Annotated in this window: 11 protein-coding genes; 3 read left to right on the top strand and 8 right to left on the bottom strand. The window is 63.5% G+C overall.

The features are described 5' to 3' along the window. The first annotated feature begins 32 nt into the window (after window positions 1–32). Window positions 33–1,028 (top strand): NAD-dependent epimerase/dehydratase family protein, encoded by a 996-nt coding sequence (locus RHP72_RS19755; protein ID WP_311094883.1) that lies wholly within the window; start codon window positions 33–35, stop codon window positions 1,026–1,028. Between the two features lie 56 nt (window positions 1,029–1,084). On the opposite strand, the gene RHP72_RS19750 is transcribed toward RHP72_RS19755, so the two are convergent. From RHP72_RS19750 to RHP72_RS19735, 4 genes are all read right to left on the bottom strand, one after another. After that, window positions 1,085–2,872: a long-chain fatty acid--CoA ligase gene (locus RHP72_RS19750; RefSeq protein WP_042450345.1), complete on the bottom strand. Its 1,788-nt coding sequence runs from the start codon at window positions 2,870–2,872 to the stop codon at window positions 1,085–1,087. A gap of 139 nt (window positions 2,873–3,011) precedes the next feature. Continuing rightward, on the bottom strand, window positions 3,012–3,710 hold the full coding sequence (locus RHP72_RS19745; RefSeq protein WP_311093727.1) for a heme peroxidase: 699 nt from the start codon (window positions 3,708–3,710) through the stop codon (window positions 3,012–3,014). Window positions 3,711–3,836: 126 nt separating this feature from the next. Beyond that, complete coding sequence (locus RHP72_RS19740) at window positions 3,837–4,463, bottom strand: phosphoribosyltransferase (RefSeq protein ID WP_007736162.1); 627 nt, start codon at window positions 4,461–4,463, stop codon at window positions 3,837–3,839. A 55-nt stretch (window positions 4,464–4,518) separates the two neighbouring features. Continuing rightward, the gene (locus RHP72_RS19735) at window positions 4,519–5,346 is read right to left on the bottom strand and encodes a carbon-nitrogen hydrolase family protein (RefSeq protein ID WP_007736163.1); all 828 of its coding nucleotides are present in this window, start codon (window positions 5,344–5,346) and stop codon (window positions 4,519–4,521) included. A gap of 102 nt (window positions 5,347–5,448) precedes the next feature. Here RHP72_RS19735 and RHP72_RS19730 point away from each other — a divergent pair, with 102 nt between their 5' ends. Continuing rightward, a complete protein-coding gene (locus tag RHP72_RS19730) occupies window positions 5,449–7,224 on the top strand; it encodes a DEAD/DEAH box helicase (RefSeq protein WP_003945121.1) in 1,776 nt (591 codons plus the stop codon). Window positions 7,225–7,326: 102 nt separating this feature from the next. Here the strand turns inward: RHP72_RS19730 and RHP72_RS19725 are convergent, their stop codons facing one another. The 4 genes from RHP72_RS19725 to RHP72_RS19710 all read right to left on the bottom strand — a co-directional run bounded on the left by RHP72_RS19725 (window position 7,327) and on the right by RHP72_RS19710 (window position 11,960). Continuing rightward, complete coding sequence (locus tag RHP72_RS19725) at window positions 7,327–9,225, bottom strand: ABC transporter ATP-binding protein (RefSeq protein ID WP_311093726.1); 1,899 nt, start codon at window positions 9,223–9,225, stop codon at window positions 7,327–7,329. Window positions 9,226–9,317: 92 nt separating this feature from the next. Beyond that, the gene (locus tag RHP72_RS19720; RefSeq protein ID WP_019749302.1) at window positions 9,318–9,908 is read right to left on the bottom strand and encodes a hypothetical protein; all 591 of its coding nucleotides are present in this window, start codon (window positions 9,906–9,908) and stop codon (window positions 9,318–9,320) included. Between the two features lie 56 nt (window positions 9,909–9,964). Further along, window positions 9,965–10,375 (bottom strand): YchJ family protein, encoded by a 411-nt coding sequence (locus RHP72_RS19715; RefSeq protein ID WP_042923391.1) that lies wholly within the window; start codon window positions 10,373–10,375, stop codon window positions 9,965–9,967. A 22-nt stretch (window positions 10,376–10,397) separates the two neighbouring features. Then, window positions 10,398–11,960, bottom strand: coding sequence for a long-chain-fatty-acid--CoA ligase (locus tag RHP72_RS19710; RefSeq protein ID WP_311093725.1), 1,563 nt, complete (start codon window positions 11,958–11,960; stop codon window positions 10,398–10,400). A 262-nt stretch (window positions 11,961–12,222) separates the two neighbouring features. Here RHP72_RS19710 and RHP72_RS19705 point away from each other — a divergent pair, with 262 nt between their 5' ends. Next, window positions 12,223–12,996, top strand: coding sequence for an ABC transporter ATP-binding protein (locus RHP72_RS19705; RefSeq protein WP_003945134.1), 774 nt, complete (start codon window positions 12,223–12,225; stop codon window positions 12,994–12,996). Window positions 12,997–12,999: the final 3 nt, after the last annotated feature.

Below are 12,999 nucleotides of genomic sequence, written 5' to 3'. Positions count from 1 at the left end.
ACGTGTTGCCGCACGACGCTTTTCAAGTGACGATGGCCCTCATGAAGCTGTTGATGCTCGGAGGAACACGGTTCCTCGGCCACGCTCTCGTCGATGACGCTTTGGCTCGGGGCTGGGAAGTGACAGTGCTCCATCGTGGGCTCACCGGAGCGCCACCACCTACAGCGGAGGTCCTGTTCGCGGATCGCACCGATCAGCGTGCGATGGTTGATGCGCTCGGTGATCGTCGATGGGATCTTGTCGTCGACACCTGGTCGGGTAGCCCCCGAGTGGTCGGTGAGAATGCACGCGTTTTGCGCGGTCACGTCGACCGGTACGCATACATCTCCAGTGGATCCGTCTACCAATGGGGCTTGCACGTAGACGAGACCTCACCAGTGGTGGCCGCATCTGCGACCTCCGATGACTACAGCGATTACGCGTCCGCCAAACGCGGGGCCGAACTCGCTGTCCTGGAATCCTTCCCGGACGCGTTACTCGCGAGGGCAGGTTTGATCCTCGGCCCGCGCGAGGACATCGGGCGGTTGCCGTGGTGGCTGCAGCGCATCGCGGCGGGCGGACGTGTCGTTGCTCCCGGAGTGCCGACCAGACCGTTGCAGTACGTCGATGCCCGCGACATCGCAACCTTTGTCCTGGCCGGACTGGCCGCCGGGATCAGCGGGGCATACGACGTCATCAGCCCGTCCGGCCACACCACTACCTCCGGGCTCCTCCAGGCGTGCGTGGATGCCACCGGTTCGGACGCTGAACTCGTGTGGATCGACGAGGACAGGCTGGCCGCTGCGGGAGTGCAGCCGTGGACACAACTTCCGTGTTGGGTTCCGCAAGAGGGCGAGTTCGCGGGCTTCCTCGAAGCCGACACCGCCAAGGCGGGGCAAGCAGGGCTGCGGTGCCGGCCCGTCGAAGACACCGTGCGCGATACCTGGGAGTGGATGCAGCGAGAAACTCTGCCGACTCAGCGGGAGGATCGTGCGGTGCACGGCCTTCCATCCGAGATCGAAGAGGAACTACTCTGCGCCGGACAGTGAAACGAGTCTGGCCCGGTTCGCATTCGAACCGGGCCAGACTCGTGAAAGACGATCGATCAGGCGTACAGGTCGCTGATCTTGGTCTTGTGAGCTTCGTGAATGATGTTGCGCTTGAGCTTGAGCGTCGGCGTCAATTCGCCGGTCTCCTGGGTGAAGTCGACCTCGAGGATCGTGTATTTCTTGATCTGCTCGGGGTTGGAGACTTTCTTGTTGGCGTCGGCAACGGCCGAGTCGATCTCGGCGATCAGGTCGGCGTTCTTCACCAGATCGGCAATCGGGGTGCCGGCGGGTAGGCCGTTGCGCTCGACCCATCCGGGCAGTGTTTCCGGATCGAGGGTGATCAGTGCACCGATGAACGGCTGACCGTCGCCGACGACGAGGCACTGGCTGATCAGAGCGTGCGCGCGCAGGGAATCTTCGAGGCCTGCCGGTGCGACGTTCTTGCCGCCCGCGGTGACGATGATTTCCTTCTTGCGTCCGGTGATGGAGACGTAGCCTTCGTTGTCGATCGATCCGAGGTCGCCGGTGTGGAACCAGCCGTCGACGATGGATTCGGCGGTGGCCTTCTCGTTGTGCCAGTAGCCGGCGAAGACGACCGGGCCCTGCAGGAGGAGTTCGCCGTCTTCGGCGATCCGTGCTGCATGGCCGTTGATCGGCTTGCCGACGGTGCCGACGCGCTGCGCGCTCGAGGTGTTGACGGTGATTGCGGCGCTGGTCTCGGTGAGTCCGTAGCCCTCGTAGATCGGGATGCCGACGCCGCGGAAGTAGTGGCCGAGGCGCGCGCCGAGGGCTGCGCCACCGGAGACTGCACGCTCGCACTCGCCACCCAGAGCTGCACGCAACTTCGAGTAGACGAGCTTGTCGAATACCGCGTGCTTGAGCTTGAGTGCCAGGCCGGGGCCACCCTTTTCGAGGGATTCGCTGTATTCGATGGCGGTGGCAGCAGCCTTGTCGAAGATGCTGCCCTTACCGCCGTCGACTGCCTTCTGGCGAGCCGAGTTGTACACCTTCTCGAACACGCGGGGCACCGAGAGGATGAAGTTGGGCTTGAAGCCGGCGAACTGCTCGAGCAGCGTCGTCAGGTCCGACGTGTGGGCGACGGTGACCTTGGCGTCGAAAGCGCCGAAGGAGATCGCCCGCGCGAATACGTGGGCAAGCGGCAGGAACATCAGAGTCTTCTTGCCGGGGACCATGGACTCCGGCATCGCCAGGCGGCAGGCGTTGGACTCGGCGTAGAAGTTGGAGTGCGTCAGCTGGACACCCTTGGGGCGTCCGGTGGTTCCGGAGGTGTAGATCAGGGTCGCGGGCGAGGCGGCGGTGACCTGGTGACGACGAGTGTGCAGTTCTTCGTCGGTGATTGCCGAACCGCGACTGGACAGCTCGTCGATCGCACCCGACTCGATGACAAGAACCTCGCGGAGGGCTTCTGCGCCGTCGGTGACTTCCTTGTGAGTCTCCGCGTGCTTGGCCGTTTCGACGACCAGAAGTGTCGTCGCTGAATCCTCGAGGATCCACTGCGCCTGATCAGGGGAGGAGGTCTCGTAGATCGCGACGGTGCATCCGCCGGCAGTCCAGATGGCGTAGTCGAGAACGACCCACTCGTAGCGAGTCGCGGACAGGATAGCGACGCGGTCGCCGAGCTCGACACCTGACGCGATCAGGCCCTTGGCAACTGCGGAGACCTGCTTCGCGAATTCAGCTGCAGTGACGTCGACCCATCCACCGTTCGACGGCCTCTTGAACGGCACGAATGTGGGGTCTTCTTCGGCGTGACGGAACACGGAGTCGGCCATGGATACGTTCTCCGGAATTGAGAACGACTGTGGAACTGAGAACTCGCGCACTATTGACCCCTCCAGTGACTACTGACATTTCTGATGTGCATTGCATCACATTAGTCGTCATTTTGCACTGTCGTTACTATTCGGTAGAAATGGTCGGGCGCTGACCTGCAGTTTAGTGTGACCGCCTGTTTACAGGTACTCAGGCGACGTGTTGGAGCGCGCGACCGTGCACGGACAGCCACCGCCGAATTGCGTAGTCCAATCGGTCCGGATCCACTCCGAGTTGCTCTGCAGTAGCTGCAAGGATCTCCGAGGTGTCTCCCGGCAACTCGGTGGTGCCGAGTGTCGCGCTGATGAAGGTGTCGGCAGCGGTCCCCAGATCGGTGTGCGGAATTCCGGCCAACATCAACAGGTGGGCCCAGGTCACTTCGGAACCGTCTCCGCACGCGTCCACCCAGGCATGGTGAACGGCTTCGAGAGCGTTGTCGGAATCAGCGGCCGACAGCAGGTCCTCGACGCTGTTGATCCGCAAGTGATGGAGTTTCTCGGCGACCTGTTGGATGTGCCGTGCCTCGATCGGGACACCCGTCGCCGTGTAGCGACGCTTGTACGAGCCGATCTTGCCTGCCCACTGGTCCGAACTGCCGGCTTCCTCGAAGGTGCGGAGTAGTTCACGTGCGCCATCCGTGACGGGTTTGTCCTCGCGGGCTTTCCGGTACGCCAGGTAGCGATCGACGACGGTCACTTCGCTGTGACCCGACGTGGACTGAACGGATTCGATGATGCACAGGGCGAGGCTCTGTCGATAAGCGTCTGACGCAACCCAGGCGGAAGGGTCGCCCAGGCGGTCACGGCACGCAGCTGCGACGGCGTCGACGGTATCGGTCGAGATGGTCACGGTTCCTCCAGAAAGCCGAATTCTTTTTGTTCCATTTGGGCTATCGGCACCGAGGAGCGAAATGTTGCACACATCACAAATTCTCAGGGATCTCTTGGACTGTGCTCAGGCTGGAGAGGTGTGCACTCAGGCGAGGAAGGACAGCACTTCGTCGTCGCTGAGTTGATGAAAGTCCTCGAATGCAGCACCGACGCCGCCTAACAGGGCAGGAACGAAGGGGCAGACGACCCGATCGGCGGAGCACGCGATCACTCTCATGGCTTCGGGGGAGGCTACTGGGACCGCGACGATCACGGCGGCAGCACCCGCGGTGCGCGCGCATCGGCAGGCAACCGCGGCACTCGCGCCCGTAGCCATTCCGTCGTCGACGATCACCGCAGTGCGTCCGTGGAGGGAAACCGGGGTCCGCCCCTCGCGCAGGAGATGCGCCCGCCGTTCCAATTCGGTTCGCTCATCGCGTTCGACGGCGACGAGTTCTCTTTTCGAGACGCGAACCGCTGCGATGACGTCGTGGTTGAGGACCCGCACGCCGCCCTCACCGATAGCGCCCATCGCCAGTTCCGGGTTGTACGGACTGCCGAGCTTGCGCACCACCACGATGTCGAGCGGAGCGTTCAGTGCCGCAGCCACCTCGGCTGCGACCGGAACTCCGCCGCGCGGGAGTCCGAGAACGACGGGCTTGTCGATACGCAAGGTCTCGAGCCGCCCGGCCAGAAATTTGCCGGCGGAAGATCGATCCCGATACTGGGTCACTGCGTTGTCCTCGAGAAGCTCGAACCCCGACCAGTTCGACGCTACTCGCTGCAGGTCACCGCGACGAGACTGTGAACCTCCGCAGCGCGAGAGCGGGATTCTTCTCGCGTACCTCGGCGATGCGAGCAGCCGAAACGAGTGCGGTGGCGACCCCGACCTGCTCGCCAAGTGAACACATCACGACGCCCATCGGGTCGACGATCATGCTGGCACCCGCGCCGCCGCGCGCGCTCTGATCTGCCGCTGCGATGTACATCGTGTTCTCGATGGCCCGGGCGCGCACGAGAGTGGTCCAGTGGTCTTCCTTGAGCGGCCCCGGCACCCACTGGGCGGGCAGGAGCAAGATGTCTGCGCCGACGTCGACGATGCGCCGGGTGACTTCCGGGAAGCGCAGGTCGTAGCAGGTCTGGAGGCCGAAGGTCAGGCCGTCGCACCCGAAAGTCTGCGGTTCGGTGATCTCGCCCGCGCGGATCACGGCCGACTCCTGGTAACCGAAAGCGTCGTAAAGATGCAGTTTCCGGTAGGTCGCCACCAGTTCGCCGTTCGGGTCCATCGCGACGAGGGTGTTGGAGATTCTGCTCACGTCGTCGATCCGCTCGTTCATTCCTGCCACGAGGAAGATTCCGAACTCCGCGGCGACCGACGCCAGCGCCGAACCGAATTCGCCGTCCAGGTCCTCCGCGGACTCGATCAAACGCTCATCCGTCTTCGGTGCGGTGAACATCGAGTATTCCGGCGCCACGACAACTTTCGCGCCGCGTGCTGCTGCATCGGAAGCCAGTGATCGCAGTGATTCGAGGTTGGCTTTCTTGTCCGTCCCCGGGGCGAATTGGGCAATCGCGACAACGGTCTGGGAGGGGGTGGCTGCGGTGGCTGCGGTCATGCTTCCTACGCTAGGCGAAACCCGCTGGGAGGGTGGATCTGTCGTAAATGCACCCCCGGTATGTCGTCGTGTCTATACTCTATCCGCTAAACTGCTGGTCAAATGAGTGATATTGAGCGTGACCCCGAACCCCCAACATTTGCCGACCTCGACATCGATGATCGGGTACTGAAGGCACTGTCAGACGTGGGCTACGAGTCGCCCTCGCCCATTCAGGCTGCCACCATTCCGCCACTGCTCGAAGGCAAGGACGTCGTCGGTCTCGCACAGACCGGTACCGGCAAGACCGCAGCCTTCGCAGTTCCCGTTCTGTCGCGGATCGACACGTCGATCAAGCAGACCCAGGCGCTGGTGCTTGCTCCCACGCGTGAGCTGGCGCTTCAGGTTGCCGAGGCCTTCGGCAAGTACTCCGCGCACATCCCCGGACTCAACGTCCTGCCGATCTACGGTGGCCAGAGCTACGGCGTCCAGCTGTCGGGCCTGCGCCGCGGCGCACACGTCGTCGTCGGTACCCCGGGTCGTGTCATCGACCATCTCGAAAAGGGCACCCTGGATCTGACCAATCTCAAGTACCTCGTTCTCGACGAGGCCGACGAGATGCTCAAGATGGGGTTCCAGGAGGACGTCGAGCGCATCCTCCGCGACACCCCCGGCGACAAGCAGGTCGCCCTGTTCTCCGCAACGATGCCCGGCTCGATTCGCCGGATCTCGAAGCAGTACCTGAACAATCCGGTCGAGATCACCGTCAAGTCCAAGACGTCGACCGCCTCGAACATCACGCAGCGCTACATTCAGGTTGCTCATCAGCGCAAGCTCGATGCACTGACCCGAGTCCTCGAGGTCGAGGCATTCGAGGCGATGATCATCTTCGTCCGTACCAAGCAGGCCACCGAAGACCTGGCGGAGAAGCTGCGCGCCCGCGGGCACTCGGCTGCCGCGATCAACGGTGACATCGTCCAGGCCCAGCGTGAGCGGACCATCGGTCAGCTCAAGAACGGCGCCCTCGACATCCTGGTCGCGACCGACGTTGCTGCTCGAGGCCTCGACGTGGATCGAATCTCCCACGTCGTCAACTACGACATCCCTCATGACACGGAGTCGTACGTCCACCGCATCGGTCGTACCGGCCGCGCCGGTCGTCAGGGTGACGCGTTGCTGTTCGTCGCCCCGCGTGAGCGTCATCTGCTCAAGTCCATCGAGAAGGCGACCCGTCAGCCGCTTGCGGAGATGCAGCTTCCCAGTGTCGACGACGTCAACGCCCAGCGCGTGGCCAAGTTCGGTGACTCCATCACCGAGAGCCTGGCCTCGGAGAATCTCGCGATGTTCCGCAAGATGATCGAGGACTACGACCAGGAACACGACGTTCCGCTCATCGACATCGCTGCCGCTCTGGCGTTGCAGTCGCGCGACGGCGAAGCATTCTTGCTTTCTCCCGAGCCGCCGGCACCGCCGCGTCGTGAGCGCGAGCCTCGTGAACCACGTCCTCCCCGTCGTTTCGACGATGGCCCGGCCCCGCGCTCGCGTGGGCCCGAGGGCCAGGAGCTGGCCGCGTACCGCATTGCAGTCGGCAAGCGTCACCGCGTCGTTCCGGGTGCCATCGTCGGTGCCATCGCCAACGAGGGTGGGCTTCGTCGAAGCGACTTCGGGCACATCAGCATTCGCCCGGATCACAGCATCGTCGAGCTGCCGGCCGACCTCTCCAACGAGACTCTCGAAGCTTTGCGTCGCACACGCATCTCCGGCGTCCTGATCCAGCTGCAGCCTGATTTCGGGCCGCCGCAGGGACGTCCGAGTGGCCGTGGCGACCGTGGTGGCCGGGACGATCGTGGTGGACGTGACGACCGCCGCGGTGGCGGACGCGATCGCTACAACGACTGACATACAGCTTCAACGACTGTCATGAAGACTGAAACAGGCGCTGCCCTCCGCGAGGAGGACAGCGCCTGTTTTCTGTGTGGGGGGGCAAGGCGCTGCGCGGTATCAGATCGGCGTCGGTGCGAGGGCGCCGTTCTTCCGGGCGTTGGTGTCGAACTGCGTGCGGTACAACTCGGCGTAGCGGCCACCGCGCGCGAGCAGTTCCTCATGGTTGCCGCGCTCGACGATCTGGCCTGCCTCGACGACAAGGATCAGGTCCGCGGAACGGATCGTCGACAATCGGTGAGCGATCACCACCGCAGTCCGCCCGGCGAGTGCTTCGCCGAGTGCTTCCTGAACCGCAGCTTCCGACGTCGAGTCGAGATGCGCGGTGGCCTCGTCCAAGATGACGACGCGAGGCTGGGCCAGGAGCAGGCGTGCGATGGTCAGGCGTTGACGCTCGCCGCCCGAGAGGCGGTAACCGCGTTCACCCACCACGGTCTCCAGTCCGTCGGGCAGCGACGCAACCAGGTCGGTGAGCCGTGCGCGCTCCAGAACCTCACGCAGATCTTCTTCGGTGGCATCCGGTCGCGCGAGGAGCAGGTTGGATCGAAGGCTCTCGTGGAACAGGTGCCCGTCCTGCGTGACCATGCCGACGGTCTCCCGGATGGAATCGGTACTGAGGTCTCGGACGTCGACACCGCCCAGTTCGACCGATCCGGAGTCGATGTCGTAGAGGCGGGGAATCATCTGCGCCACGGTCGACTTTCCGGCACCGGACGTGCCGACCAAGGCGACCATCTGTCCTGCTTCGGTGCGGAACGACAGGTTGTGCAACACGTCCTCGCTGCCGCGGGTGTCGAGGATCGCGACTTCCTCCAGAGAAGCTAGTGACACCTTGTCCGCGGATGGGTACGCAAAAGTGACGTTCTTGAACTCGACGGACACCGGGCCATCCGGCACCGTGCGTGCATCGGGCTTCTCGGTGATGAGCGGTGCCAGATCGAGAATCTCGAATACCCGCTCGAAGCTGACCAGGGCGCTCATGACATCGACCCGGGCGCTGGCCAGTGCGGTCAACGGTGAGTACAGCCGCGTCAACAACAGTGCCATCGCCACGACGGCGCCTGCGTCCAACTGTCCGCGCAGCGCGTAGAAGCCGCCGAGTCCGTAGACGAGGGCAAGAGCAAGGGCCGAGACCAGTGTCAGCGCTGTGACGAAGACGGACTGCAGCATTGCGGTCCGGACTCCGATGTTGCGCACACGCCGGGCGCGAACCGCGAACTCCGCCGACTCTTGCGACGGGCGGCCGAACAGCTTGACCAGAGTCGCGCCGGGAGCGGAGAACCGCTCCGTCATCTGGGTGCTCATGAGCGAATTATGGTTGGCTGCTTCACGATTGAGTGCTGCAAGTTTTGCGCCCATGCGCCGTGCGGGGATGACGAAGATCGGGAGAAGTAGCAGCGCGAGGACGGTGATCTGCCAGGAGATCCCGAGCATGACGATCAGCGTGATCACCAGGGTGACCAGATTGCTGACCACTCCGGACAAGGTGTCGCTGAAGGCGCGCTGAGCGCCGATGACGTCGTTGTTGAGACGGCTGACCAGTGCTCCGGTTCGAGTTCTGGTGAAGAACGCGATGGGCATCTTCTGGACGTGATCGAAGACGGTGGTGCGCAGATGCAGGATCAGGTCTTCGCCGATGCTGGCCGAGAGCCACCGGGTCAACAGGCCCAGAGCGGCTTCGAGAAGTGCTACCAGTGCGATCAGGGCGGCAAGTTTGACGACCACGTCGACGGCGTCGCCGCCGACTATCGCGTTGACCACACGCCCGGCCAGGACAGGTGTTGCCACGGCAAGCGCAGCAGTGACGACACTCAGTACGAGGTACCAGCTGAGGTTGCGTTTCTGTGGAACTGCGAACGTCGCGATCCGCTTCAGTGTCGCCTTCGAGAACGGGCGCCGATCTTCTTGCGCGTGCATCGCGTTGTACATCGCGTTCCACGCGGTGACTTCCATACTCATGACTTCGCCCCTCCGGTCGCCGGCCACGAAGATTACGTGGCCGGTACGACACGAAGGTAGAACCTCAACCAAACTTCAGGTCAAGTGCGGCCTCAGCGGGCCACGTCGACCACCACGCGAGGAGGGTCGCTGAGCGTCGTGACCGTGAACGGCTGCTTCTCGGTCACGCCGATGAACGACTGCGTGACTCCCTCGAAGACGTTGGACCCGTTGACCTCGGTCACGACTCCGCCGACGCCGGGGACCGGGTTGGGGCCGGAGTACTGCTCGACTCCGCTGTCGAAGGGATATGCGGAACCGTCGATCAGGACCTGGATCACTGCGGCACCCTTGATGTCCACGGGCTTACCGCTGCCTTCCTGCGTCGCCGCGTCGACGTACTTGACGCGCCAACCGGGTGTGCCGGTTCCGCCCATTTCGTAGACGACACGATCAAATCCGTCGTGCTCGCCCACTCGGATGTCGACGACGGTGAGCTTGGATTCGGTGCCCGCAGCCGACGTCTTGTCGGAGCTGTCCGTCGGGACTGGTTCTGTGGTCGACGCTGCTGCACTCGAGGTCGAGGTGACGGCCGAGGTGGCTGCCGTGGGAGTGGTCTCCGCGTCCTGCGAACAGGCAGTCAGGCTCACGCCCACTGCGATGGCAGCGACAGCGGCAAATGATCTCGTCCGGTTCGTTGTCATGACTCGATCGTAGGGCTCGCGTTATCGGGATCCGCGGCGGCGGTGCCCGGAGTTACCTAACCGATATCGCCGTCGACATAGAGCCACTTACCCTCTGTTCGCGCAAATCGACTGCGTTCGTGGAGCATTCCCCGCTCGCGTCCGAATGTGTAGTGAGCGCGAAATTCCACGACGCCGTCGGAATCGAACAGCCCGCCCCGTTCGGTGTCCAGGATCTCCAACCGGAGCCATTTCTGGTCGGGGTCGAGATCGAGTTGGGCTGGGCGATGGTCGGGATGCCAAGTCCGCGTGAGATATTCGTCGTCCATCACAGCGAAAGCCGTGTAACGCGAACGCATCAGGGTTTCGGCGGTCGGTGCGTGCGCTACTCCGCTGATGTACTTGCCGCAGCATTCGGCCAACGCGTTGCCGCTGCCGCACGGGCACGGATCGGTCGGATTGGGTGTGGTGGGGCGGCGCGAAGTCACCGCCCCATTACAGCACGCGAACTCAGACCAGTTTGTGTTCGCGGTTGTCCCAGTACGGTTTGCGGAGGTCGCGTTTGAGGATCTTTCCGGTGGGATTGCGGGGAAGAATCTCGACGACGTCGATACTGGTCGGGCACTTGAACTTTGCGAGGCGTTCCTGTGTATAGGTGATCAGTTCGGCTTCGTCGATCTGCGCTTCGGCAGTGAGAACCACGACAGCCTTGACGGTTTCACCCCAACGGTCGTCGGGAACGCCGATGACCGCGACCTCGGCGATTGCCGGATGCTCCACCAGTACTCGTTCGATCTCGGGGGAGTAGACGTTCTCGCCGCCGGTGATGATCATGTCCTTGAGGCGGTCCTCGATGAAGACGAAGCCGTCGGAGTCGGCGCGGCCCATGTCGCCGCTACGTAGCCACCCGTCTGCGGTAATCGTTTCGGCCGTCGCCTCAGGCTTGCCCAGGTATCCGGGTGTGCACTGTTCGGATCGCCACCACAGTTCACCGGTCGTTCCGGTGGGCACGTCCTCGAGCGTGACGGGGTCCACCACGCGCATCTCGACGCCGGGGATCGCCGTACCTGCTGATGCCATGCGCTCGACCTGCGACTCGTCGCGGTGAACGTCCGGCATCAACGCGGTAATGACGCCTGCCATTTCGGTCATGCCGTAGACCTGCACGAATTCGGTGTCCGGCCACGCTGCGAGTGCCGCGCGCAACAGTGGGAGCGGCATGGGGGCGGCGCCGTAGGTGATGCGTTTGAATGCTTTGAAGGCGGCGACCGTCTGCTCGCCTGCGGCCAGGACTCCGGCAATGACCGGTGGGACGAGAAAGGCGATGTTGGCTCCGGCGGCGAGACCGGCGAAGATCGACGGTCCGTCGGCTTCTCTCGTGAAGTAACAGCGGCCACCGGTGTGAATTGCCATGATGGCGTAGCACGTTCCGCCGACGTGGAACATCGGCATCGCGATCAAGAATCGGTGATCCTCGTGGGCCGGCAGGATTTCGAGGACATTGTTGCTGTGCGCGAACAGGTTTCGATGCGTGAGCTGGACACCCTTGGGGCGACCGGTCGTCCCGGAACTGTAGAGAACCAGAGCGGTGGCATCGGGGCTCACCTCGGGGCGGGAGTGCAGCGGTGTGACCTCGTCGATCCACGGCTCGAATTCGTCGTGTTCACCGCCGACGGCGAAGATCGATTCGACGGCCGTCAAGCGGTCTCGCATCGCGACGACCTGGGGGAGTAGTTCGCTGCCGACGAACAGAATGCGAGCGCCACAGTCCGCGAGAACGTAATCCAGCTCTTCGCTCGAAAGTCGCCAGTTGGGAACGACATTCGCGGCGCCGAGTAGTGAGGCGGCGTAGGTGACTTCGAGACAGGACAGATGATTCTTGTCGACGAACGCGACAGTGTCGCCGGCACCGATGCCTGATTCGGCGAGGGCGGCGGCGATACGCAAGATGCGGTCCCGCCACTGAGCCCACGTGAATTCGGTCCCTTGGAAGGTCATCGCTGCTTGATCAGGCTTGACCGTCGCCCAGTGCTCTAGCCGATCGAAAATGATTCCAGCGGTGGCGTCGGACATTCGGCCGCCTCTCTCGTGTGATTGGTGTCACAAGGTTAATGTGCGCCCGGTCTTCGTATCGCTGTTTCCAGTCAATGCGCACAAGCAGGAGGGGTCGCATTCCCCCGACCCTGACCGGCTCGGCCGCAGATATCAGGGTGGTCCCCGATGGCGGGCGCGCCCGCCACCCGACAGGATGGAACCAACCATTGCGGGCGTCCGTGTTTTCACGGGCGCCCGTCACGCCCGCAAAGTAGCACCGAAGTGAACAGGAAAGGCGATCATGAGTTCGCACGCCCAGGATGTCGCGGCCCGCGCAGTCGGCCTGTCCAAGACCTACGGCACCGGAGATACCCAGGTGCACGCCCTCAGTTCGGTGTCCGCAGATTTCGCCCGCGGTGAGTTCACGGCGATCATGGGGCCGTCCGGTTCCGGTAAGTCGACGCTGATGCATTGCCTCGCCGGTCTGGATTCCGCAAGTTCGGGTTCCGTTCTCATCGGTGACACGGAACTCACGACGCTTTCCGACAAACAGATGACCCAATTGCGACGCGATCGCATCGGTTTCGTTTTCCAGGCGTTCAACCTGGTGCCGACCCTGACCGCGCTCGAGAACATCACGTTGCCGCTCGACATCGCGGGACGCAAAGCGGACCCGACCTGGTTGAACAGCGTCCTGACCAAGCTGGGTCTCGGGGATCGCCTCGATCATCGGCCGGGAGAGCTCTCGGGTGGTCAGCAGCAGCGTGTGGCGTGTGCGCGTGCGCTGGCGGGTCAGCCGGAGATCATCTTCGGCGACGAGCCGACCGGAAACCTCGATTCGAAGTCCTCCGGTGAGGTGCTCTCCATCCTGCGGGCGGCCGTCGACGAGTTCAACCAGACCGTGGTGATCGTGACGCACGATCCGCGGGCAGCGGCGTATGCCGACCGGGTGGTGTTCCTCGCGGACGGCAAGATCGTCGACGAATTGCGCGAGCCTACGGCGGATTCGGTCCTCGACCGGATGAAGCGTCTGGACGCTCCGCAGGCGGTCGTGAACGTGGAAGCCGGGGCTTGAGCA

Source organism: Rhodococcus sp. SG20037 (genome assembly GCF_031763325.1).
GTDB classification, from domain to species: domain Bacteria; phylum Actinomycetota; class Actinomycetes; order Mycobacteriales; family Mycobacteriaceae; genus Rhodococcus_F; species Rhodococcus_F qingshengii.
The sequence above is the reverse complement of the archived record's forward strand: the minus strand, read 5'-3'. Positions and strand labels throughout refer to the sequence as shown.

Bases quoted from the DNA above. Each gene is read 5' to 3' on its own strand.
- RHP72_RS19755 (WP_311094883.1), top strand. From the start codon at position 33: ATGGCCCTCATGAAGCTGTTGATGCTCGGAGGAACACGGTTCCTCGGC.
- RHP72_RS19735 (WP_007736163.1), bottom strand. From the start codon at position 5,346: ATGACCGCAGCCACCGCAGCCACCCCCTCCCAGACCGTTGTCGCGATT.
- RHP72_RS19730 (WP_003945121.1), top strand. From the start codon at position 5,449: ATGAGTGATATTGAGCGTGACCCCGAACCCCCAACATTTGCCGACCTC.
- RHP72_RS19725 (WP_311093726.1), bottom strand. From the start codon at position 9,225: ATGAGTATGGAAGTCACCGCGTGGAACGCGATGTACAACGCGATGCAC.
- RHP72_RS19720 (WP_019749302.1), bottom strand. From the start codon at position 9,908: ATGACAACGAACCGGACGAGATCATTTGCCGCTGTCGCTGCCATCGCA.
- RHP72_RS19710 (WP_311093725.1), bottom strand. From the start codon at position 11,960: ATGTCCGACGCCACCGCTGGAATCATTTTCGATCGGCTAGAGCACTGG.
- RHP72_RS19705 (WP_003945134.1), top strand. From the start codon at position 12,223: ATGAGTTCGCACGCCCAGGATGTCGCGGCCCGCGCAGTCGGCCTGTCC.